This window comes from Rhodococcus sp. SORGH_AS_0303 (genome assembly GCF_030819335.1).
Taxonomy (GTDB): domain Bacteria; phylum Actinomycetota; class Actinomycetes; order Mycobacteriales; family Mycobacteriaceae; genus Rhodococcoides.
The window spans coordinates 855,371-877,206 of sequence record NZ_JAUTBO010000001.1; the positions used below are offsets into that span (position 1 = coordinate 855,371).

20 protein-coding genes and 1 pseudogene are annotated in these 21,836 nt (G+C 70.3%); 9 read left to right on the forward strand and 12 right to left on the reverse strand.

What is annotated here, in order from left to right; translation table 11 throughout:
* The first annotated feature begins 71 nt into the window (after positions 1-71).
* A pseudogene (locus tag QE449_RS04170) lies at positions 72-1,710 on the forward strand (alkaline phosphatase).
* Here the strand turns inward: QE449_RS04170 and QE449_RS04175 are convergent.
* Positions 1,707-3,290: a GMC oxidoreductase gene (locus QE449_RS04175; RefSeq protein ID WP_307109672.1), complete on the reverse strand. Its 1,584-nt coding sequence runs from the start codon at positions 3,288-3,290 to the stop codon at positions 1,707-1,709. The pseudogene QE449_RS04170 and the gene QE449_RS04175 sit on opposite strands and share 4 nt — an antisense overlap.
* 205 nt (positions 3,291-3,495) lie before the next feature.
* On the opposite strand from QE449_RS04175, the gene QE449_RS04180 reads away from it, so the two are divergent.
* Positions 3,496-4,458, forward strand: coding sequence for an MsnO8 family LLM class oxidoreductase (locus QE449_RS04180; RefSeq protein ID WP_307108262.1), 963 nt, complete (start codon positions 3,496-3,498; stop codon positions 4,456-4,458).
* A 4-nt stretch (positions 4,459-4,462) separates the two neighbouring features.
* Here QE449_RS04180 and QE449_RS04185 read toward each other — a convergent pair whose 3' ends face one another.
* From QE449_RS04185 to QE449_RS04195, 3 genes are all read right to left on the reverse strand, one after another.
* Positions 4,463-5,554, reverse strand: coding sequence for an endonuclease/exonuclease/phosphatase family protein (locus QE449_RS04185; protein WP_307108263.1), 1,092 nt, complete (start codon positions 5,552-5,554; stop codon positions 4,463-4,465).
* A gap of 64 nt (positions 5,555-5,618) precedes the next feature.
* Positions 5,619-6,968, reverse strand: coding sequence for an MFS transporter (locus QE449_RS04190; protein WP_027504582.1), 1,350 nt, complete (start codon positions 6,966-6,968; stop codon positions 5,619-5,621).
* Between the two features lie 182 nt (positions 6,969-7,150).
* Entirely contained in the window at positions 7,151-7,534 is a 384-nt protein-coding gene (locus QE449_RS04195) for a VOC family protein (RefSeq protein WP_222639283.1), read from the reverse strand.
* A 153-nt stretch (positions 7,535-7,687) separates the two neighbouring features.
* Between QE449_RS04195 and QE449_RS04200 the strand changes: the two genes are divergently transcribed.
* Entirely contained in the window at positions 7,688-8,581 is an 894-nt protein-coding gene (locus QE449_RS04200; RefSeq protein WP_027504584.1) for an SDR family oxidoreductase, read from the forward strand.
* Here the strand turns inward: QE449_RS04200 and QE449_RS04205 are convergent.
* From QE449_RS04205 to QE449_RS04225, 5 genes are read right to left on the reverse strand one after another with little or no spacing between them, the layout of a single operon-like run.
* Positions 8,560-9,057, reverse strand: coding sequence for a histidine phosphatase family protein (locus QE449_RS04205; RefSeq protein ID WP_307108264.1), 498 nt, complete (start codon positions 9,055-9,057; stop codon positions 8,560-8,562). The genes QE449_RS04200 and QE449_RS04205 overlap by 22 nt on opposite strands.
* Before the next feature lie 9 nt (positions 9,058-9,066).
* Positions 9,067-9,864, reverse strand: a complete 798-nt coding sequence (locus tag QE449_RS04210) for a glycosyltransferase family 2 protein (protein WP_307108265.1) — start codon at positions 9,862-9,864, stop codon at positions 9,067-9,069.
* Positions 9,865-9,894: 30 nt separating this feature from the next.
* Positions 9,895-10,953, reverse strand: a complete 1,059-nt coding sequence (locus QE449_RS04215) for a hypothetical protein (RefSeq protein WP_307108266.1) — start codon at positions 10,951-10,953, stop codon at positions 9,895-9,897.
* Complete coding sequence (locus QE449_RS04220) at positions 10,950-12,083, reverse strand: glycosyltransferase (RefSeq protein ID WP_222631796.1); 1,134 nt, start codon at positions 12,081-12,083, stop codon at positions 10,950-10,952. Before QE449_RS04220 ends, QE449_RS04215 begins: the two co-directional genes overlap by 4 nt.
* Positions 12,080-13,165, reverse strand: coding sequence for a hypothetical protein (locus QE449_RS04225; RefSeq protein WP_307108267.1), 1,086 nt, complete (start codon positions 13,163-13,165; stop codon positions 12,080-12,082). The genes QE449_RS04220 and QE449_RS04225 overlap by 4 nt, the downstream gene beginning before the upstream one ends.
* Before the next feature lie 194 nt (positions 13,166-13,359).
* Between QE449_RS04225 and QE449_RS04230 the strand changes: the two genes are divergently transcribed.
* From QE449_RS04230 to QE449_RS04245, 4 genes are read left to right on the forward strand one after another with little or no spacing between them, the layout of a single operon-like run.
* Positions 13,360-14,313: a WcbI family polysaccharide biosynthesis putative acetyltransferase gene (locus tag QE449_RS04230; protein WP_307108268.1), complete on the forward strand. Its 954-nt coding sequence runs from the start codon at positions 13,360-13,362 to the stop codon at positions 14,311-14,313.
* Positions 14,310-15,308 (forward strand): glycosyltransferase, encoded by a 999-nt coding sequence (locus QE449_RS04235; protein ID WP_307108269.1) that lies wholly within the window; start codon positions 14,310-14,312, stop codon positions 15,306-15,308. Before QE449_RS04230 ends, QE449_RS04235 begins: the two co-directional genes overlap by 4 nt.
* Positions 15,305-16,636, forward strand: a complete 1,332-nt coding sequence (locus QE449_RS04240; protein WP_307108270.1) for a glycosyltransferase family 2 protein — start codon at positions 15,305-15,307, stop codon at positions 16,634-16,636. The genes QE449_RS04235 and QE449_RS04240 overlap by 4 nt, the downstream gene beginning before the upstream one ends.
* Before the next feature lie 40 nt (positions 16,637-16,676).
* A complete protein-coding gene (locus tag QE449_RS04245) occupies positions 16,677-17,867 on the forward strand; it encodes an NAD(P)/FAD-dependent oxidoreductase (protein WP_027504592.1) in 1,191 nt (396 codons plus the stop codon).
* 1 nt (position 17,868) lies between these two features.
* Here QE449_RS04245 and QE449_RS04250 read toward each other — a convergent pair whose 3' ends face one another.
* On the reverse strand, positions 17,869-18,498 hold the full coding sequence (locus tag QE449_RS04250; protein WP_222631777.1) for a TetR/AcrR family transcriptional regulator: 630 nt from the start codon (positions 18,496-18,498) through the stop codon (positions 17,869-17,871).
* Positions 18,499-18,587: 89 nt separating this feature from the next.
* Here QE449_RS04250 and QE449_RS04255 point away from each other — a divergent pair, with 89 nt between their 5' ends.
* On the forward strand, positions 18,588-19,931 hold the full coding sequence (locus QE449_RS04255) for a cytochrome P450 (RefSeq protein ID WP_222649754.1): 1,344 nt from the start codon (positions 18,588-18,590) through the stop codon (positions 19,929-19,931).
* On the opposite strand, the gene QE449_RS04260 is transcribed toward QE449_RS04255, so the two are convergent.
* Positions 19,873-20,301, reverse strand: coding sequence for a DUF1707 domain-containing protein (locus QE449_RS04260; protein ID WP_307091324.1), 429 nt, complete (start codon positions 20,299-20,301; stop codon positions 19,873-19,875). The two genes, QE449_RS04255 and QE449_RS04260, sit on opposite strands and share 59 nt — an antisense overlap.
* Positions 20,302-20,431: 130 nt before the next feature.
* Between QE449_RS04260 and QE449_RS04265 the strand changes: the two genes are divergently transcribed.
* Entirely contained in the window at positions 20,432-20,950 is a 519-nt protein-coding gene (locus tag QE449_RS04265) for a PadR family transcriptional regulator (RefSeq protein ID WP_027504595.1), read from the forward strand.
* A 60-nt stretch (positions 20,951-21,010) separates the two neighbouring features.
* Here QE449_RS04265 and QE449_RS04270 read toward each other — a convergent pair whose 3' ends face one another.
* Positions 21,011-21,835: an acyl-[acyl-carrier-protein] thioesterase gene (locus tag QE449_RS04270; RefSeq protein ID WP_373428257.1), complete on the reverse strand. Its 825-nt coding sequence runs from the start codon at positions 21,833-21,835 to the stop codon at positions 21,011-21,013.
* Position 21,836 lies beyond the last annotated feature (1 nt).

The window sequence follows — 21,836 nt, forward strand, 5'->3', positions numbered from 1 at the left end:
TCAGCGCGAGTCCTCGCGCGCGTCGTCTCCGATCCACACGGAGTTTCCTTTCGAGGGGCACCGTTCGGTCCATGAGCCGTCGTGATCTCGTCATCGGTGCCGATTGTTCTCTGCGTGCCGGCACCACGCGTCGTTCGTTCCTCACGTGGACCGCACTGGTCGGTGCGCTCGCGATGACACCGGAACTGTCGAGCGCGACGGCGCACGCGCAGCCGCAACGCGGCACCCCGGCCGACTACCCGTTCCGCCTCGGCGTCGCGTCGGGCGATCCGCTTCCGGACTCGGTGGTGCTGTGGACTCGTCTCGCGGTCGACCCACTCGCTCCGGTCGGCGGTATGCGGCCGGGTGTGGTGCCGGTGCGGTGGGAGATCGCCGAGGACGAACGGTTCGGGCGGGCGGTGAGCCAGGGCATCGAACTGGCATCCGATGCGGACGGCTGGTCGGTGCACGTGGACGTACGGGGTCTGGCTCCGGCGCGGGAGTACTTCTACCGCTTCATGGTCGGTCCGCACGTGAGCACCGTCGGGCGAACGAGGACGGCGCCCGCACCGGGATCACCCCTCGCGTCACTGTCGTTCGCATGGGCGTCGTGCCAGAAGTGGGAGGACGGGTTCTACGGCGCCTATGCCGATCTCGCGGGCGAGTGACCCGGACGCCGTGTTCTTCCTCGGCGACTACATCTACGAGTACGCGATCGAAGGTACAGGCGCCCGCGCGTCGCAGCCACGGCCTGAGTCCGCGGGACGAGAGACGCTGGCACTGAACGACTATCGCGATCGGTACGCGCTGTACAAGTCGGATCCCGACCTGGCGTCGGCGCACGCAGCGGCGCCGTGGATCACCACCTTCGACGATCACGAGGTGGACAACAACTGGGCCGGGGCGATCAGCCAGGATGCCGGCACCGCCGCTCCCGGCGATCCTGCGGGTGATCCGCGGTTGTTCCTCCTGCGCCGCGCCGATGCGTTCAAGGCGTGGTGGGAGAACACTCCCGTGCGGATGGCCCAGCGACCGACAGGACCGGATCTGACGGCGTACCGCCGCTTCAGTTTCGGTGACCTGGTGGACTTCTCGGTGCTCGACACCCGGCAGTACCGCAGCGATCAGGCCAACGGCGACGGCGAACACGCGCAGAACGCGGAGACCGCGGACCCGAGTCGCACCATCACCGGAGCGGCACAGGAGAAGTGGATCCTCGACGGCTTAGGGTCCGGCGCCACGTGGAAGTTCCTCGCGCACCAGACGGTGATCTCCGACCTCGCCCGCATCAGTGACGGCGAGCGGAAGGTCGGGATGGACCCGTGGAGTGGGTACGAGGCGTCACGGCACCGCATCCTCGACGGCGCCCGCGACCGGGGGATCACCCTCGCGTCCATCGTGGGCGACATCCACCGCACCATCGTGTCGGAACTGCGCCGCGACTATCAGGACGACTCCGCCCCGGTGGTCGGAGTCGAGATCGCGTCGACCTCCATCGCCTCGGGCAAGGACGGTGCGGACGTCGACACGGCCGGTGCGGACATCGCGGCCGCGTCACCGCACGTCAAGTTCGGCAATGCCCGTCGCGGCTATCTGCGTGCGACGCTGACGCCGACGGAGTGGCGGTCCGAGGTCCGGGTCCTGGACGCGATCTCGGTTCCCGGCGCGCAGGTCCGCACGGCAGCGACCGTGACGGTGCCGGAGGGTCGGCCGGAGATAGGCCTCGCCTAGCCTCCGGCGGCGATGACGGCTGCGATGTTGCGCTCGGCGAGCGCGGTGATGGTGAGAGACGGGTTGGCCGCGCCCGTGCTGCCGGGAACGAGGGCTCCGTCCATGACGTACAGGCCGGGGTGCCCCTTCACTCGTCCGTACGCATCGGTGACGTCGCCCAGGACCGCACCGCCGAGGGGGTGCGCGGTGAAGGTGTCGTCGACGTCGCGAGTGAACGGCTCGGCGGAGACGACGGTGCGGCCGGCCTGTGCCATCCGGTTCTGCACCGCGCGCAGTGCCTCGACGGTGTCGCGGCTGCCGCCCTTGGGCCAGGTCAAGCTCATCCCGTCGGTCGCACGGTCGTAGCGGAAATCGGCCCGCAGCGGGTCGATGGTCATACCGAGCGATCCGAGGAAACCCATCTCGGTGGGAACGCCCGGGACGTACCAGTTCTCGACGCTGAGAGGCATGCCCGTGTCGTCGACGATGCGCGAGGCGCACGGCGCTCCCTGCGGTCCACCGCCGATGGGGCCGAGCGAGCGCGTCATGAAGGCGTCGCCGTTGGTGCCCCATCCGCGTCCGACGAACTCGTTGAGCTCCGGAAGTGCGCCGGTGGCCTGTGCGCGGACCAGTAGTTCGGTGGTGCCGATGGAGCCGGCGCCGAGGATCAGCGAGTCGCAGGTCAGCGTGCGCGTCTCGAGTGCGTTGCCCTCGGGATCGAGGCGCCGCACCTCCACGCGGTAGCGGCCACCGCTCTCGGTACCGATGGCGACGACCTCGTGGCTGTGACACACCACGGCGTTGCCCGTGGCCTCGGCCTGCGGGATGTAGTTCTGCGTCAGGTCGTGCTTCGCGCCGTTGGAGTTGCCGAACGTGCTGCAGCCGACGGTGGCGGACGGCCGGGACCGACCCGACATCTCGTCACGCAGCACGTTCCAGTTCCAGCCTCCGTCGACGCGCTGCGGGTCGAAACCGGCGCGGCGGGCGTGGTCGTCCCACGTCCTCGAGTGGGCGAACCCGGGGGAGGCGTAGATGTCGTCGGGCATGGTCGACGGCCGGAGCACCGAGCGAGCCTTCGGGTACCACTGCGACGCCATCTCGTCGTAGTCCACGCGGCCACCGAACGAGAGATCGAAGAAGCGCTTGTCCGGGGCGATGCTGACGCCGGTGTAGACGACGGAACCGCCGCCCACCGCGGCTGCACGCCACACCGACAGGTTCTCGTACCGGGTGGTGTCGAGGACGCCGTTGAACCAGTCAACGGGCCCGACCGGCATGCCGGTGAGGTTGGTGAACGAGCGCTGATGCCACAGGCCGCGCCCGTCGGCCGTCATGTCGGCGGTGAAGATGTCGCGGAACGGATCGCGCGGCCAGCGGAGTCCTCGTTCGAGCACGGTGACCGACGTACCGGCCTGCGCGAGCCGCAACGCCGCGGCGCTGGCTCCGAAGCCCGATCCGATGACGAGGGCGAGTGAGTGGTCCGGTGGACGCGGAGGGTCGGCGAACAGTTCGGGCAGGAGGTTCCGGATCGAGGGGACGCCGAGCGGGAGTGCGGACGCCGTCGACCGGGTGATCGCGGGCGGGACCGCGAGGCCCACCATTCCTGCTGCGGCCAGTTGCAGCAGTTGCCTGCGCTTCACGTGCACACCCACCATCGATCGAGAACAGTCGAATGGTCAGTGTCCCGTGAATGGTGCAGGTGATGGAACCACTCGACCGGATTGTATGACTGTTACCAATCTCTGTGCCGGTTTCTCGGGCGGGTCGGGACGGAACAGGGCGACTCCCGCGAGGGTTGTGAAGAGCATGCGTCTGTCCCTTCTCGATCGCTCCCGTACTCGCACCGATCGGTCCGCCGCCGCCGCGGTGTCGGACACGATCGAGCGTGCGCGGTGGGCCGAGGCCGCGGGTTACGAGCGGTTCTGGGTGGCCGAGCATCACGCCGTACCCGGCATCGCGAGCGGCTCACCCGCGGTGCTGCTCGCGGCGATCGGCGCGGCGACGTCGCGGATTCGGCTCGGGTCGGGAGGCGTCATGCTGCCGAATCACTCGCCCATCGTCGTCGCGGAGCAGTTCGCGATGCTCGACGCGCTGTGTCCCGGCCGGATCGACCTCGGTGTCGGCCGGTCGCTGGGGTTCACGCCGCCGGTGCGCAAGGTGCTGCGGGCGGACACCGAGGACGCCGAGCGCTTCGCCGACGACCTCGCGGATCTGCAGGACTTCCTGCTCGGAATCGGTCCGGTGACCGTGCAGCCCGCGCCCGAGCGACTGATCCCGATCCACGTTCTCGCGACGGGTCACGGGCTCGCGATCGCCGCGCAGCGCGGGCTTCCCGTCGTGGTGGGCGGTCCGATGCTCACGGGTGACCTGGCTCCGCTGGCGGCATATCGACGCGAGTTCGTTCCCTCGGCCTTCGCGGCGCAGCCGTCCGTGACGGTGTCGCTCGACGTCCTGGTCGCCGACACCGACGCCGAGGCCCGCCGACTCGCCATGGCGGAGGCGGTGGCCATGGCGGACTCCCGCCGTACCGGGGAATTCCCACCGTTGCGCGCGGTCACCGAGATGCCCGACGGTCTCACTCCGCGAGCTCGGGAGTCGGCCCAGCGCTCCCTCGACGGCAGCGTGCACGGCAGTCCGGCGACGGTGCGCCGCCGGCTCGAGGACCTCGTCGACCGCACCGGTGCCGACGAGATCCTGTCCTCGGCATCGACGTTCGACCGTGACGCTCTGCGCGCGTCCGACGAGGCGTTGGCCGCACTGCTGCGCTGACGGGTCAGACCTGCAGGTCCACCCACACCAATCTGTGATCGCTCGCCGACAGCAACTCGGCGCCCGGCTCGCCCGGCGCGGGCCAGAAGACCCCCGATCCGGTGACCGTCAGATCGGTGCTCGGCAGGACGTAGTCCACCCGCAGATCACCCGGCACGGGATCGGCGAAGTCCGCCGTGTCGGTGCCGGCGGTCGGCGAGGTGGGCGCCGGGTCCTGCAGTGCCGGGCTGTCGAGCAGTTGCGCGATGGCCCCCGGGTAGGAGTCCCCGTCGACCGGATCGCTGTTCTGGTCCCCCAACACCACGAACGAGGAACCGTTCGGCAGGCCGCCGGCGAGTCCGGTGTCGTCGACGAGGTAGTCGGCGCCGGCGATGTAGTCCGCGGTGAGCCGGATCTCGTCGTGGTTGCGTCGGCCGTTGCGGTCCTCGGGCCCGTCGAAGGAGGGCGGCGTGGGATGCGAGACGAGCAGGTGGATCACTCGCCCGTCGATGTCCACGGGCACGTCCCAGTGCGATTTGCTCGACAGGCGCAGGGCGTCCGAGTTCGCGCCGTAGTACTCGCGCGGCAGCAGGTTGTCGGGCATGTCGGCCCAGCGGAAGGTCTGGAACGTGCGGACCGCGGCGGCGTCGAGTGGGAACTTCGAGAGGACGACCATGCCGTACTGGCCGGGGAACTGCCCGAAGCCCCAGGCGTCGTTCGGTCCGTCGGACCGCCCGTCCCCGTCGAGGTCGAGCCCGGACGGCTCGCCGGTGTTGACGGGCGCCGTGTACGCGAACGGGTAGTCGATCGGTGCGTCGCCGACGGCGAGGTAGTTGTCGCGGAAGAGGTCGACGGCGCCGTCAGAGTAGTCGAACTCGTTGAGCAGCAGCATGTCCGGGGCGTTGCGCTGGACCACGTCGGCCACCGACCGGATCTGCGGATCCGTTCCGGACCGCAGAGCGGCGACCAGATCGCCGGCGGCGGGGCGATTCATGCTGGCGTTGTACGTCGCGACGCGGACGGTGCGCGGGTCACCGGGCGGCTCGTCGGCGGCAGGCGCGCTGCAGGCGGTGATCGTCAGGACGGACGCGGCGAGAAGCACGCGGGTGAGTCGCATGGTGCGGGACGCTATCGCGCTGCCCTGACAGACGGGCGAACACGAGGGGGCGGGCAGGGGCGCGTCAGGCCACGCCGTCCAGCACCCGCTGCGCGTCCGGCGACACGTACGGGTAGGCGCAGAGGGCGAGCACGCCCCCGATCAGCAGCAGGGGCAGCAGCGGGACCATGCCGGTGGTGAGGGAGCCGTACGCGTCGGACACCGCGCCGACGAGGAGCGGTCCGACGGCGCCGCCCACGGTCGCGGCGATCTGCAGCAGTCCGTAACCCAGTCCGCGGTCGCGCGGGGCGAGCACGTCGGCGACGCACGAGGTGAGCGTGGGGATCGCCCAGGCGGTGAAGAAGCCGAACACGGTGAGCAGCACGGTGAAGGGCAGCCAGCTCTCGGAGGCCAACGCCCCGGCCATGGCCGCGGTGCCCAGCAGGATTCCGGTGCCGCCCACCAGGACGCGCCACTGCGACGGCGTCGAGAACAGGGTTCGCCGGGTGAGCAGGGATCCGACGAGCGTGCCGCCGACGATGCCGATCAGTGTCAGACCACCGCCCGCGGACGCGGCGGCCGCTTCGCCGAGGCCGAATCGGCGTTGCAACAGGCTGGGCACCCAGAACGTCAGGCCACCGACCGCGAGGCTCATGACGGTGAGAGCGCCGCCGGTGAACCACAGCGTCCGGATCGGTGCGACGCGGCGAAGTTGGACCGGCATCGGATCGGTGGTGGCCTCCGGCGCGGGCGTGTCCGCGCTGCCCGCGGCCAGTCTGTCGGCGTACCCCCGTTCGGGTTCCCGCACCCGCGACATCAGCACGGCGACCACCACACCGGGGATCGCCATGACGAGGAAGGCGCCGCGCCACCCGAGCCACTCGGCGAGCACTCCGCCCAACACGATGCCGGCGCCGCCGAGGTAGGCCGCGGTCCGCCACCACCCGAAGGCCGTCGGGCGGGTCGCGGGTGGGTGGAAGTCGGCGAGCATGCTGGCGCTGGCCGGGTTGTCGATGGCCTCGGCGGCGGCGAGGCCCATGCGCACCAGGTAGAAGACGGCGAAGGTGGGAGCGAGCGCGGAACCGACCGTCGCCAGGGCCCACAAGAACACGACGACGGTGATGATGCGGCCGCGGTCGTGGCGATCGGCGAGGTAGGCGGCGGGCATCGCGAGGAGGCCCGCGGCGACGGCGGCCGCAGTGGGAATGGAACCGGCCGCCGTGTCGCCGAACCCGAACTCCGCCTGCAGCTGCGGCAGCACGGCGGCGACCAGGCTGAACTCGATGCGGTCGACGAGGGAGACCAGCACCAGCACGATCGCGGGTCCCCACCCGTACGGGAGGGTGAGGGAGTCGCGCCGCGCCCCGATCGTGCGCCACCGCGGTGCCCGCGTCGCCGCCGCACCCCGCTCGGTCCGATTCTCGGTCTCCGTCACTGCCGCCCCCGTCCGACCGGCGCGCCTGCCGATTCGGGCGCAGCCTATTCCGGCGAAACGCCCGGGTGCCGTCGTCGGGAGAAGCTTGGGCGGACCCACCATCGGGCCCGCCCGGACCCTTGCTCCGTCACCCCCGTGCGCCTTTTGCGTATCCCTGGATGCGCGAAAGGCGCACGGGGGCGTCAGCCCACCGGCAGTTGCTGCACCGCCCACCGGTTGCCGTCCGGGTCGGCGAAGTACGTGAACAACCCCCAGCCCTCGTCCTTCACCGGGGTGGCCTCGACGCCGGCGGACAGCAGCATCTCGTACGCGGCCTGCGCGTCCTGCACGACGACGAGCATGCCCTCGACGGATCCGGGTGCGGCGGAGGTGATGTTCTTCCCGATCGCGATCGAGCACGCGGAACCGGGTGGGGTGAGCTGGACGTAGCGCACGTCCGGGAAGGGAGTGGCGTCGTGATCGGCGTGGAAGCCGATGCGCGTGTAGAACTCCTTCGCACGGTCGACGTCGGTGACGGGCAGCATGACGAGCTGGATCTCCATGGTGAGCGGGTGCGTGGCGGTCATGGTCGGCCTCTCCTCGTATCGGATGATGACCGAGATCCTGCTCGTGATCGAGGACAACCACTGTCCGCAGTGCGCCGCCGATTCCGAGGAACAGTAGGTGTCATCTCCGGTCACAGGTACTGTGACCGGACATTCGTCGTCAGGAGGACTCACATGGTCAGCGTGCGCAACAAGGTCGTGCTCATCACCGGCGCGGGCCGCGGTATCGGCGAGGCGACGGCGCGGGCTCTCGCGGCCAAGGGCGCGAAGCTGGTGCTGACCGACGTGGACGAGGCGCCGCTGACGGCACTCGTGGCCGATCTGGGCGACGTCGCCGTGGGGGTGCGCGCCGACGTACGGGATCTGGCGGACATGCAGGCCGCTGTGGACGCGGGAATCGCGCGATTCGGAGGCATCGACGTGGTCCTCGCGAACGCCGGCATCTCGAGCTACGGGTCGGTGCTCAACGTCGATCCGGAGACGTTCAAGCGCGTGATCGACATCAACACCACGGGCGTCTTCCACACCGTCCGCGCGGCGCTGCCCTCGCTCATCGAGCGCAAGGGCTACGTGCTCGTCGTCTCGTCGCTCGCGGCCTTCACCGCGTGCCCCGGCCTCGCGTCGTACAACGCGAGCAAGGCGGGAGCCGAACACTTCGCCAACGCCCTGCGCCTCGAGGTGAAGTACCAGGGTGTGGACGTCGGCTCCGCCCACATGGCGTGGATCGACACTCCACTGGTGCAGGACGCCAAGTCCGACCTCACCGCGTTCCAGGATCTGCTGTCCGTGCTGCCCTGGCCGCTCGGCCGCACCCTGCCTGTCGAGGCGTGTGTCGACGCCTTCGTCCGCGCGGTGGAGCGGCGGTCACGCCGGGTCTACGTTCCCGGCATCGTGGGCGGCATCGGCTGGGTGCGCTCCGTGCTCACCACTCGGCTCGGTGAGGCCACGACGTTGCGCCACGTGCCGCGCATCCTGCCGAAGATGGACGCCGAGGTGAAGGCGCTCGGTCGCTCGGAGAGCGCGCGCAATCGCGCTGTGGTGGAGGGTCAGTCGACGCGGAGCGCGTGAGTCAGGCGGGCGCACCCCGGCCCGAGATCCGACCAGTCGCCGGTGAACTCCAGCACCGCCAGCGCGGAGGTGGGGTAGCCCCGTCGGATCCACACCGCCGCGTCCGACTCCTGATCGTCGGCGAGTTCCAGTGCCGTGAAGGGGATTCCGGGTGCGTGCCCCACTACCAACACGGTCGCCGCCGAGTCGTCGGTCGCGATGATCTCGCGGACGATGTCGTCGGGGGAGCCCCCGTAGACGGTGCCCTCGAAGCGCACCGGCGCGTCGACGGCCGTGCGCTCGAGAGTCTGGCGAGTACGCGTCGCCGTCGAGCAGATCACCGCGTCCACGGCGCCGACGTTCGCCCGGATCCAGTCGCCGGCCGCGGCGGCCTGGCGACGGCCCCGCTCGTCGAGCGGCCGGTCGTGGTCGTCCACCCCGTCCGGGTACGAGGACTTGCCGTGGCGCATCAGGATCAGGGTGCGGGTGTCGGACATCGCTCGATGCTAGTGCCCGACCGGGCGGCGAGCGATGCTGCTGCCCTCGGGCGTCCAGTCGATGTCGCCGCGCTCGCGAAAAGCGTTCAGCCACCCGATCATCGGCCAGTGTCCCCATCGACCGTGGAAGATGGCGGCGTTGGTCACGATGTCGTCGAGATGCTCGATCGGCGGCGAGGACACGGGGTGCCACTGATGGTGCGCGTGCGCTCCGCCGACCCACAGCAGATCCAGACCCGATCGTTCCGCGACGCGGCCGACGTCGGTGTCCTCGCCGCCGTAGCCCGTGTAGTCCTCGCAGAACCCCCCGAGCGTGTGCCACGTCGCCGACGTGACCGCGAACGACAGCGACCAGAACAGATCCCAGTTCGTTCCGATCTCGACGTGCCCGGGCGCCGGATTCGGGCGCACCGCATGGGGATTCGTCCATCCGTCCAAGTCGTCCGGGTACCCACCGGAGACCTCGGGCAGGTAGGTGACCGGCCCGCACAGCACGGCTCCGTCGCGCGCACGACGGACGTACCGGTCGATCATCTCGCGGCTCGGGATGCAGTCGACGTCCAAGAAGATCAGCAGATCGGCACCGGCCTCGAGGGCGAGGCGGGCACCCTCGTTGCGCGCCCGAGCCAGGGGTAGCGCGTCGCCGACGCGGGGAACGACGGCGGTGGCGTCCACGACCGTCGGGTCACCCATCGACACCACGACGTGCAGATCGGCTCGCCGTGTCGAGCGAGCGAGACCGCGGCGTTGCGCAGCGAGGTGCCCCGCGCGACCCGACACGATCGTCACCACGGCCACCGACGTCATGTAAGCACCGACGTCATGTCCGCACCGACGTCACGCCCACACGTCCTCGATCGCCGCTGCCGCACGACGCGCTGCGCCGTCCACCTCGGTCCGTGCCCGGATGTCGCCGGTCAGCGCACCGGCACGGTTCAGGATCTCGGGCCACCGGTCCGGATCGGGCCACGACTCGAGCGAGATCGCCAGCCCCGCGGCCCCCAGCGCGCGAGTGGTCGCGAGTTGCTCACCGTGCGGGCGACTCTCGGCCACGATCACCGCGGGCGCACCCGATGCGGCCACGTCGGCCACCGCGTTCTGCCCGCCGTGCGTGACCACCACGCCGGCACCGGTCAGCAGCGGCCACACGTCGTCCACCCAGGGGGTGCCGGGCGCGCCGACACCGCGCCAGGTGCGGGTCGGCGTGGCAGCACCCGCTCGGGCGAGGTGGTCCGGGGTGAGAGCTGAGCCCCCTGCGCCCGCGAGCACGACGACGGACGTCGGGTCGCGGTCGGTTCCGGCGCGGGCACGATCGGCGTGGGCACTGATCGAGCCGGCGTACACGGTCCTGTCCTCGAACTCGCGCAACCACTCCGGCCGGTACACCGAGGCCGACCACGGAGCGACGATGCGGTCGGCGACGCGATAGGCCAGCTGATGGGGCGCATCGGTGCGCTCGCCCGGCATCGCGAACACGACCACCCGAACACCCATGAGTCGCACGAACATCGCAACCTCGACGGACACGTCCACGACGACGCATCGGGGGCGAAGCTCGTCCACGAACCGCGCGAGGGCGGTCATGCGGTCGGTCATCCCGGGGACCGAGATGGGCGCCCAGTGGACGACCCCGTGAGCGGTGGGGTCGTCCGGATCGTCACCGCCGGCGGGTGTGTCCGGAGCGGGATCGGCGGAGCCGTCGGGTGTGTCGAGAGCGGGATCGGCGGAGCCGTCGGGTGTGTCGAGAGGAAGTGTGATCCAGCCCGCGAACGGGTCGATGTCCGACGGCCGGGGCCGCGAGGACAGCACCGTCACCGGCTCGGCGAGCGCCCGTGCGACGGACCGGGCGCGGGTCAGATGCCCCACGCCGTGGTGGTGGACGTAGTACCCGATCATGCAGGGACGGCGGCGGTTCGGCCCGACGTCGTCAGCAACTCGCGGTAGAGGTCGAGATAGCTGTCCACCATCGTCGCGTCCGAACAGATGCGCTCCGCGCGAGCGCGGGCGTGCGCACGGGGGAGGCGCGCAGCATCTCCGATGGCCCCGGCGAGAGCGTCGATGTCGTCGGCGGGCACCATCCGGCCACACGTGTCGTCGAGGATCTCCGGGATGCCGCCGCGACGGAAGGCCGCGACCGGTGTGCCGCACGCGAGTGCTTCGGCGACCACGAGCCCGTACGGCTCGTCCCACTGCGGCGTCACCAGTGCGACGGCGGCTCCGCCGACCAGATCGGCGAGTTCCTTCTGCATCAGGTGGCCCTCGTAGGTGACGCCGTCGCCGAGGCGGGGCTCCACCGCCGTCCGGAAGTAGTCGTCGTCGGCTGCCGGTCCGGCGATGCGCAGGTGGTAACCGGCGCGCCGCGCGGCGTCGATGGCGAGATCGACCCCCTTCTCGGGAACCAACCGGCCCGTCCACACCGCGTACTCGCCCGCCCCGCCGCGATCGCCGGTGCCCTGGCCGAACGGCCACCGGTCGAGCGGGATCCCGTTGGGAACCACGGGGATCGGACCCGCGACGGGTAGCCACTGCTGCGCCGTGTACTCGCTCACCGCGGCGTACCCGGTGTTCGGATTGAGCGGCACCGCGGCCGCCGACTCCAGCCAGGCGAGCGGTGGCGTGTGCAGCGTCGTGAGCATGGGGACCGGCACCATCGAGGACATCGCGATGGGCAGGTAGTGGAGGCTGTGATTGTGGATCACGTCGAACGACTGTGCCAGGGGCCCGGCCAGTTCGAGCATGACCGACAGATAGGCGTGATGCTCGTGCACCACCCACGACGGTCCCATGTGTTCGGTCCGCGCGTGCGGACTCATCTGGAACGTGTGGACGTCGATGACGTCGTGCGCGACGTCGGTCGACGTGCCTTCGGCACCGAAGAGCGTGACGCGATGGCCGCGCTCGGTGAGGGCATGGGCGAGATGCCACACGTGTGCCTCGAGGCCACCCGCGAACGGTTGCGCGATGGGGAAGCGCGACGATCCGAGAAGGGCGATGCGCAGTGGACGTGCGGCGGCGGCGACCGTCATACGAGCACGGCTCCGTCCGCGCGGCCCGAGGCGACGGGAGCGGACAGGGCACGGTAGAGCGCGGCGTGCTCGGCGGCGATCGCGCTCTGCTGATGGCGTCGGTAGTCGGCGAAGTCCGGGCCGGTCGGCTCGGTGCGCAGCGCCTCGCCCACCGCGGCATCGAGCGACGCGGGATCGAAGAGGCCGGGTCCGAACACGAAGGTGGGGCACGGGAACTGATCGGCGAAGTGGCCGATGTCCGGGACGACGGGGACGACGCCGAGGTCGCGGCACGCCTCCATCCAGCCAGAGTGCGTACCGAAGCGGTACGGAAGCACGGACACGTCGATGTCGGACAGGTACTGCCACAGCTCCGCGTCGGTGAACCGACGATGCACCCGCACGTCGACGTCCGGGTGATCACGGAAGGCCAGCAATCGCTCGCCGCGCTCCGGTGCGTACCAGTGGCTCGTGTGGTCGAACACGTCGTCGTCGATGTCGAGACGCACCACGGCGTCGCGTGCCGACGCGGCCGCCACGACGGTCGCCATGACCGCCTCGGGATCGAGGTTCGCGCGCAACGACTTGGCGTGCACGGCGACGACTGCGCGCTCGTGCGCCGTGGTGTCGCGTGCGGTGATGACGTCGAGCGGTGCGACGTGCGGATGCGGGATCACCATTGCCGAGCGGCCCCACAGACGTTCGATCTCCCGAGCGGCGCGGTCGGTCAGCGTGATGACGGCGGCCGCGGCGGGGACGAGGACGTCGAGCTGGGACCGGTGCATGTCGAGCTCGGCGAAGTGTGGATTGTGCAGGTCGTGCACCGTGAGAACCAGGGGGGTCGACGACTCGCGCAGCACGGAGACGACGTCGGCGAGACGGTCCGGTGTGGCGGCGTCGAAGCCGAAGTGCAGGTGCACCACGTCGATGTCGTCGATGTGCGCGCGGAGATAGTCGGGCTCGAGCAGGCGCGGCGGCCACCACTGCCCGGGCGTGGTCGCCTCGAGGGGCCGGGGATCGTCGAGCAGAAGAATGTCGTCGCCCGTGGCGACGACAGCGGCGACGTACGGGTGCGCAGCAGGGATGGATGCGACGGCGATCACGGCTCGGGTCATCCTCTCGGGGGCAGACGCGCGCGCCCGAGGGGTGGGCAGGGCGGCACGGGTGTACGAACAGGGATCGGGCCGCCTTCTGGACCACGACAAAAGAGGAATGCCCCGGGGGGCTCGTCCACAAACGCGGTGTCGTGCAGGTCTCTCACCGCTTCGCCTGCGCGCTGTCCGGGTAACCCGACGTCATGCCTCACTCTGCGTCGACCGAGCCGGACGGCCGGACGCGTCACTACGGCGAGTTCTACGGTCTCGACCCGGTGCCCGACGATCCACCGCTGTGGATCGTGCTCGGGAACTGCCAGGCCGAGGCCGTGCGAGTGATGCTCGACGAGGTGCCGGACGCGCCGTTCCGGACCGTGCGCATGCCGCCGGTGCACGAACTCGACTCGGCCGACGTGCGGCACCTCGCCGAGCTGGCCGGCCGGGCCTCGGTGTTGCTGGCGCAGCCGGTTCGCGACGACTACCGCGACCTGCCGATCGGGACGAACCAGGTGGCGTCGATGCTGCCGGAGCACGCCCGGGTCGTGCGGTGGCCGGTCTTCCGGTACAGCGGGCTGTACCCGTTCCAGGTGATCGTGCGGCACCCGAGCGACCCGTCGGCGTCTCCCGCCGGCGCTCCGTACCACGATCTGCGCACGGTGCTCGTGGCCGCAGGCAGGGTGGCATCCGAGGAGTGGCGCGCCGCTCCCGTCGCCCCTGACGCGCTGCGCGCGAACGCCGAGGCGAGCATCGCCGAACTCGCACGACGCGAGCGCCGGGACTGCGACGTCGCGATCTCGGACGTCCTGACCGCCCTCGGAGCGGACGCCGCACACACGATCAACCACCCCGGCAATCCGGTGCTGCTCGAGCTGGCCACGCGCATCCTGTCGGCAGCCGGTGTCGACGCTGCGGCGGCGGATCCGGGCCGCGTACTGCTCGATTCGGTGCACACGCCGCTGGAGTCCGCTGTCGTCGACGCGCTCGACCTCGGCGCCGCGCCCCGGCCGGACTGGGTGATCGGCGGCTCCGTCGTCGATGCCGAGGACATTCACCGTCGCCAACTGCATTGGTACGCGGAGCATCCCGCGTTCGTGGACGCCGCGCTCACCCGACACGCGGACACACTCTCGCTGCTGCTGTCGGAGGTCGCCTCGTGACGTCGGTCGCGCATCTCGTCATCGGTCCCGAGCGACACGGGGTGGTGCAGTTCGCGCTGCGCATCCGCGACGGCATCATCGACGCCGGTCTCGAGTCGACGCTCCTGCGTCACGAGTCCGCGAGTGACGTCACGTCGATTCCGGACGTCGGCGTCGTGCACCTGCACGTGACGGACCGGTTGTTCGGGTCACCGGCGACGGCTGCGGCCGGGGTGGTCGAGGACCTGGCGCGGCGCATCCACGCATCGGGTTCCGCGTTCGTGGTGACGCTGCACGATCTGCCGCAGCCGTCCGACGGCCGATCCGCGTCCGCGCGCGTCGAGTGCTACCGACGGGTGGTCGCGTGCGCGGACACCGTGATCGTCAGCAGCGAGCACGAACGAGACCTGTCGCGCGAGGCCGGTATCGGTACCCCGTCCGTCGTGATCCCGCTTCCCGTGGCGACGGGGGCCGGCATCCGCACGGACAGCGGCGAGGTGACCGTCGGCGTCCTCGGGTTCCTGTACCCGGGCAAGGGACACGCCGAGGTGCTGGACGCGCTGCCCCCGGGCGCGCACCTGCTGGCACTGGGAACGCCGTCGCCGGGACACGATCATCTGGTCGACGAGCTGATCGAGTCCGCGGCGGCACACGGCACCACCGTGCGTGTCACCGGCTACATCGACGACGCCGACCTTCCGGTCGAACTCGGCCGCGTCACCGTTCCCGTGGCGCATCATCGGCACATGTCCGCGTCCGGGTCGATCAACACCTGGATCGAGCACGGCCGTCGACCGCTGGTGGTGGCCGGCGCGTACACGCGTGAGTTCGCCCGGCGCTCGCCCGGCACCGTGACCCTGTACGAGGAGGATCGACTCGCCGAGGCGCTCGCCGACGCGGCGGGTGACCCCGAGTCGACGTGGCTGGAGGACGGGGTCGTCGCGCACCCCACGCGCGCGGAGGTCGGCGCCGCGCACGTGCGGGTGTACGCGGAGTCGGTCGTGGTGCACGCGTGATCACCACCGCGGTCCCCACCCCGTTCGGCCACGCGGTGCCCGGAAACAGGTGGGACCTGCTGCGCGACATCGATGCTCCGCGCCCGTCGGTCAGCGTCGTCGTGCCCTATTTCGAACAGCAACGGTCGCTGGATCTGGTTCTCGCGGCGCTCGAGCAGCAGACGTACCGCGCGTTCGAGGTGATCGTCGCGGACGACGGCTCGGCCACGGCGCCGCTCGTCCGCAGTGCGCTCGACGTCACGGTGGTCTCGCAGGAGGACCGTGGCTTCCGTGCCGCCGCGGCGCGCAATCTCGGGGCCCGTGCCGCGTCCGGTGACGTGCTCTGTTTCCTCGACGCCGACACGGTTCCCGAGCCCGGGTACCTCCAGGCGCTCGTGCGTCTGCCGTCGCTGGTTCCCGATGCACTCACCGTCGGTCGACGGCGACACGCGGACCTGTCCGCGCTGGGCCGACTTCCGGGGCCGGACGACGAGATCCTCGACGAGCCGCGCTGGTTGATCGACGCGTACCGCGGTTCGCGAGATCTGCTCGATGCCGATCATCGCTCCTATCGCCACGTCATCAGCGCGGTGATGTGTTGCACCGCAGCATTCTTCGAGGAGATCGGCGGCTTCGACGAGTCGTTCGGCGGATACGGCGGAGAGGACTGGGAGCTGGCCAATCGCGCCTACCTCGCCGGCGCCCTGATCGCGCATGTGCCGGACGCCGTCGCCTGGCACGACGGTCCCGACTGGGCCGGCCGACCCGGTGAGCAACGCACCGAGCAGAAGAACACGGAGGCCCTGTCCCTGCTTCCACTCGTCAGCGACCCCGCTGCGCGCACCCACGGCGTCCGGTACGCCGTTCCCGACCTCACGGCCGTCGTGCACGCCGACGGACACAGTGCCGCATCGCTGTTGGTGACGGTGGGATCGGTGCTCGCGCAGGGGGACGTCACCGTGTGGGTGGACGGGACGGACGCCGCGGATCTCGTCGCGTCGTGGCGGACCGACGACCCGCGAATACGCCTCGGTGTCCCCGGCGGCGACGACGTACGGCGCAGCCGCTTCGGGCTCGACCTCGTCGGTCCGGTCGTCCTGGCCCCGGATGCAGCGCGGACGCTGGAGGCGTCGACGCCTCCGCAAGGCCCCGGGCTGGTGCGGTCGACCGTGCCGGGCGGCAATGTGGACTGGTGGTCGTGGCGCGCCGTGCGCCGGGCCCGCCGGTGGGCCGACGCACTGGATCGCACCCCGCAGCAGGCCCTCGCCGACCTGTTCGGCATCACGGACGTACCGGCCGACGAGGTCGGCATCGCCGCGGGTCCGCATCAGCCGGACCTGTCGTGGTGAGACCCCCGAACCATTCGAGTCACAGGACACCGGAGGCATCATGACCACCGAGCACGACATCGTCATCATCGGCGGGGGCAACGCGGGCATCAGCGCCGCCGCCCGTTTCCTGAACAAGGGCGTCTCCGACGTGGTGGTCATCGAACCGCAGGAGGTGCACACCTATCGGCCGCTGCTGTCCTACGTCGGCGGCGGGCAGGCGTCCCTCGCGTCCGCGCAGCGCTCCCAGCGCTCGGTGACACCGAAGGGCTGTACCTGGATCCAGGAGCGTGTCGTCTCGGTGGACACCGTGACGCGGACGGTGCGCACCGAGTCGGGCACGGAGGTGCGCTACCGCGACCTCGTCGTGGGATCCGGTCTCGTGCCCGATCACGACGCACTGCCCGGAATCGACGCGGCGCTGGCGTCGTCGTCGGTGGCGAGCAACTACCTCGACGAGGCGACGCGTACCTGGCACCTCGTGCAGACGATGCGTCCCGACGGGCACGCCGTCTTCACGGTTCCTCGTGCGCCGGTGAGCTGCACCGGCACCACCATCAAGCCGCTGTTCCTCGCCGCCGCGCACTGGCGGAAGGTGGGTGCCGCGCCGTCGATGACGCTGGTGGTCGACCGCCCGGATCTCGTGGGAGTGCCGGCGCTCGACGCCCGGCTGCGGAAGTACCTGCGGGAGCTGGATGTCCGAGTGCTTCACCGCACCGCCGTGACGGCGCTCGCGCCGGGCGAGCGATCGATCACGGTGACTGGCGCGGACGGTCGCACCGAGCGGATCGGCTACGACATGCTGCATCTGGTGCCGCCCTACCGCGGACCGCGGTGGGTCGAGGAGACCGGCCTGGCGAGCGCTGATCCCGGCACGCACGCAGTGGTGGACGTGGATCCGCGGACCTTCCGGCACCGCACACACGAGGGCGTGTGGGCCGTGGGCGACGGCGCGTCCATCGACACCGATCCCTCGGGCGGCGGACTACGGCGCCAGGTGTCGATCCTCGTCGACAACGTGCTGGCGCAACGATCGAACGAGGCGCTGGGGGAGTACGACGGCTACACCGTGGCGCCGATCCCGGTGGACGCGCGGCGTCTCATCGCGGCCGAGTTCGATCGCACCGGCGAGATCACGTCGTCGTTGCCGTCGTTCCTGGACCCGCTGAAGCCCCGTCGGCTCTCGTGGGCGGGCGACCGGTTCGGCCTGCCGTTCACGTACTGGCACCTGTTGCTGAAGGGCCATCTCTGAGTCAGCTCGTCGGGCGCAGCATTCCGGTGAGGAACAGTTGCGTAGCAGCATCGACGATCTCGTCGGGGGTCGCACCGATGTGGTCCTGCAACCGGGCGGAGACGAGTTCGGAGCAGGCGCCGATGAACATCAACGCCATGAGCCGGTCCTGCGGCGGCGGGAGTGCGCGGTCGGCCCAGAGTTCGTGCGACCGTTCGACGACCACGTCCGCGACGGCGTCGATGGTCGCCTGACGTCGAGCTCGCAGGGTCGGTGACGCCATCGACTCGACGAACGCGATCCGGCCCTTGCGGGGGTCGGACAGCATGATCGACACCACGGCGCTCAGAGCGGCCCGCACGCGGTCGGCGACGTCTCCGTCCGTGGACGAGACGGCATGGATCGCAGCGCTTCTCACCTCGTCGGCAACGCCGTCGAGCACGGCGAGCAGCAGGTCCGACTTGGTGCGGAAGCTCTCGTAGAAATACCGCTCGGTGAGCCCGGCGGCCGCGCAGACCGCGGTCATCGTCGTCTTGTCGGTGCCCACCGAGGACATGAGGTCCAGGCCCGCCTCGATCAGTGCGGCCCGGCGGCGGACGGCGCGGTCCGCCGCGTCCACTCCGCCGTAGGTCCTGCTCGCGGGTTCCGCCATACCGTCAGTCTCGCAGGTCTTGACGAATGCCTCTCCTGTGACGCACACTACATCTGACAGGGTGCCCTGTCAGATACTCAGGAGGCCCCATGGCTCACGCGCTCGCCGCCCCACCGCTCGGCTCCGATCTCCGTCCCGTCATGGGCAGCGCGGGCATCCCCTACGTCGGCCGTTCGATGCAGTACATCCGGGACCCCCTCGCCCTGTGGCGTCAGCAGGAGCGGCGCTACGGGCAGGTCTCGTGGCACACGATGGCGGGTCGGCGCGTGGTGCTGGTGCTCGGCGCCGACGGGTGCGAGGAGATCCTGACCAACCGGGACAAGGCGTTCAGCAACGCACTCGGCTGGCGGCCGCTCATCGGGCCGTTCTTCGACAACGGGCTCATGCTCATGGACCTCGGCGAGCACCGCCACCACCGGCGGCTGCTGCAGCAGGCGTTCACCAAGGACCGTCTCGCGTCCTACGCCGCGGCGATGGAACCGCTGATCGCCCGCACCGTACAGGAGTGGGACTCGTCGGAGCACTTCGAGATCTATCCCGCCGTGAAGTCGTTGACGCTCGGCCTCGCGACCGAGGTGTTCATGGGCGGGGTGCGCGACGGTGACACCCGGCTGGACGCCGTCAACAAGGCCTTCGTCGACTGTGTTCAGGCGGCGACGTCCATCGTCCGGCTCGACGTGCCCGGTGGTCGGTGGCGCCGGGGTCTGAAGGGTCGACGCTTCCTCGAAGACTTTCTGCGGGACTATCTTCCGGATCGGCGGCGCGGCGACGGCCGAGATCTGTTCTCGGTGCTCGCCCACCTCGAGGACGACGACGGCGAGCGCTTCTCCGACGACGCGATCATCGACCACATGATCTTCCTGCTGATGGCAGCGCACGACACGTCGACCATCACCATCTCCACGATGGTCGATCAGCTCGGCCGACACCCGCAGTGGCAGGAGGAATGTCGCCAGCAGTCGCTGGCTGCGGGCCCCGATGTCTCCGCACCCGAGGCGCGGGCGGGTCTGACGGCACTCGACGCGGTGATGAAGGAATCGCTGCGCATGCTCGCTCCGCTGCCCACCATGGCGCGATGGACGGTGCGGGACACGGTGATCCGCGGCCATCACGTGCCTGCCGACGTGATGGTGGTGGCCACGCCGCATTACACGCATCACGATCCCACCTACTGGTCAGATCCCGAGGTCTTCGACCCCACCCGCTTCGACGGTCGCGCGCTGCCGCACAAGTTCGCGTGGCAACCGTTCGGCGGCGGGGTCCACACGTGCCTGGGTCAGTTCTTCTCGGCCATCGAGATCACGATGGTGCTGCACCACCTCCTGCGCCACCACACGTGGTCGGTGCCGGCCGATCGTGCGACACCGATCGACTTCACCTCCTTGCCGTATCCCAAGGACGGGCAGCCCGTGCGGCTGCAGCGCCGCAGCTGACGGTGCCGAGGCCCTGTGTCGCCGCGGCGATGCTGTGTACGAGCAGCACCATGCCCCACGGCCCGGCCACCCAGACGGGCCAGGGGTACAGCATCGATCCCGAGGCGACGCAGGTGATCACGTAGATCACGCTGCACAGCGCGACCACCGACGCCCACCGCAGCCACGCGGCCGCGGGCACGGTCGTCGGATGTCGGGGTGTGGACGGCGCTGGATGCAGATCGGCGGTGACGGCGGCCAGGTCTGTATCGGAGCGGGCCGAGACCACGGCCGCGGAGCGGGTGTCGAACTCGTCCAGGGTCAGGCGCCCGTCTCCCACCGCGGCGGTGAGGAGTGCGAGTGCCTGCTCGTGTGTCTGCGGTGCGGTCATCGAACGCTCGATTCGTCGGGGTGGTCGAGATCAGGGTGGTCGAGATCGGGGGCCGACAGTCCACTGTGGAATGTCCGATCTCAGACTGCACCGTCCACTGTGGACTGTCAAGGTGTGGGACGATGACGCCATGGCCGACACTCGTGGCACCACCGTCAACGCGACGGCGGCCTCTCTGCTGGGATTCCTGCACAACGGGCCCATGTCCGGATGGGACCTCGTCGCCACGGCGCAGGTCTGCATCGGCGGCTTCTGGACGGTCACGCGCTCCCAGGTCTACCGCGAACTCTCCGGCCTCGCCCGCGCCGGACTGGTGGAGGAACTCGAGACGCAGGCGCGTGATCGCAAGCCGTACCGCATCACCGACGCGGGGCGAACCGAGTTCGCCGCCTGGATCTCGGTGCTCCCCGAGCCGGAGGTCATTCGTCATCCGCTGCTGCTGATGATCTCCTTCGGCGAGCACGTGCCGGCGTCCGTGCTGAGCGAGGCAGTGGCGGCGCACCGGAGCACGCACGAGGAGAACCTGCGCCGGTATCGCGAGCAGAAGGACGCCGCGCTCGACGATCCGTACGCCGCGGCCACCCTCGATTTCGGCATCGCCTACGAGACGATGGTGCTGAGCTGGCTCGACGGCCTGCCCTGGCAGTAGGCGACCGGCCTCCGGGGTTTCTGCTCTCCTCGCGCCGCCTGCGAACGGGATCCCGCCGATTCAGTCGGCGAGAGGAGCAGAAACGCCACTCGCGCCGGCACGCGCCACCACGCACGCGATCGTGCGCACCGTGTCGTCCACCATGAACCACACCGTCACCGCCGGTGCACCGTCCACGTCGTGCCGACGCCAGCGGAGCGTGACGTGGTCCGGCGCCATGATCGGCGAGAGGTACTCGATGACCGCGCGGTGCGGTCCGCCGGTGATCTCGCCGGACTCCGCGCGGGCGAGCACCTCCTCGACGGCCTGCCAGTAGGCGGCGTTGTTCACGTGGTTGAACGCGTCGACGTCGGTGATGCGCAGCGGGAACGCGAGATCTGTCAGTGAGGACTCCGGGGCCGGATCGCGGAGCCACTGCTTCCACCTGAGTCTGGTCTCGCCCGCTGTGCGGGTGAGCAGCGCGAGCCCCTCGTCGGAGATGCGCGTCGGCATGCCCGTCGTCGACGAGATGCTGATCCAGAATCCCTCGGTGCGGATGTGCGCGCCCTTGTCGCCGGTGATGTCGACGCGCATGTTCGACCATCGCGTCGACAGACCGGAACACCAGCGTCGCAACGTGATCCGCTCGGGCCAGACCGACGGTCGGTCGATGTCCATGATCGTGCGGCGCACGATCCAGAACGGATCCGTCTCCCCGAGTCCGGAGGCGTCGAGGTTGTCCGACCCGATGTCCTGCAGGTACCGGGCGACGGAGTCGTAGCGCAGCCGGTTCGCGGTGTCGACGTCGCCGGCGCGGATGGGCCACGCGGTCTCGAACCCCTCGCCCGTCGGCGGCTGTGGTGCGAGTTCGTGGCTGGTGACGGGGGAGAGGTCCATGGTGCTCATT

Coding starts and splice junctions, on each gene's coding strand:
- QE449_RS04175 (WP_307109672.1), bottom strand. CDS start 3,290: ATGGTGGGCCTCGCGGTCCCGCCCGCGATCACCCGGTCGACGGCGTCC.
- QE449_RS04180 (WP_307108262.1), top strand. CDS start 3,496: ATGCGTCTGTCCCTTCTCGATCGCTCCCGTACTCGCACCGATCGGTCC.
- QE449_RS04185 (WP_307108263.1), bottom strand. CDS start 5,554: ATGCGACTCACCCGCGTGCTTCTCGCCGCGTCCGTCCTGACGATCACC.
- QE449_RS04195 (WP_222639283.1), bottom strand. CDS start 7,534: ATGACCGCCACGCACCCGCTCACCATGGAGATCCAGCTCGTCATGCTG.
- QE449_RS04200 (WP_027504584.1), top strand. CDS start 7,688: ATGGTCAGCGTGCGCAACAAGGTCGTGCTCATCACCGGCGCGGGCCGC.
- QE449_RS04205 (WP_307108264.1), bottom strand. CDS start 9,057: ATGTCCGACACCCGCACCCTGATCCTGATGCGCCACGGCAAGTCCTCG.
- QE449_RS04210 (WP_307108265.1), bottom strand. CDS start 9,864: ATGACGTCGGTGGCCGTGGTGACGATCGTGTCGGGTCGCGCGGGGCAC.
- QE449_RS04215 (WP_307108266.1), bottom strand. CDS start 10,953: ATGATCGGGTACTACGTCCACCACCACGGCGTGGGGCATCTGACCCGC.
- QE449_RS04220 (WP_222631796.1), bottom strand. CDS start 12,083: ATGACGGTCGCCGCCGCCGCACGTCCACTGCGCATCGCCCTTCTCGGA.
- QE449_RS04230 (WP_307108268.1), top strand. CDS start 13,360: ATGCCTCACTCTGCGTCGACCGAGCCGGACGGCCGGACGCGTCACTAC.
- QE449_RS04245 (WP_027504592.1), top strand. CDS start 16,677: ATGACCACCGAGCACGACATCGTCATCATCGGCGGGGGCAACGCGGGC.
- QE449_RS04250 (WP_222631777.1), bottom strand. CDS start 18,498: ATGGCGGAACCCGCGAGCAGGACCTACGGCGGAGTGGACGCGGCGGAC.
- QE449_RS04255 (WP_222649754.1), top strand. CDS start 18,588: ATGGCTCACGCGCTCGCCGCCCCACCGCTCGGCTCCGATCTCCGTCCC.
- QE449_RS04260 (WP_307091324.1), bottom strand. CDS start 20,301: ATGACCGCACCGCAGACACACGAGCAGGCACTCGCACTCCTCACCGCC.
- QE449_RS04265 (WP_027504595.1), top strand. CDS start 20,432: ATGGCCGACACTCGTGGCACCACCGTCAACGCGACGGCGGCCTCTCTG.
- QE449_RS04270 (WP_373428257.1), bottom strand. CDS start 21,835: ATGAGCACCATGGACCTCTCCCCCGTCACCAGCCACGAACTCGCACCA.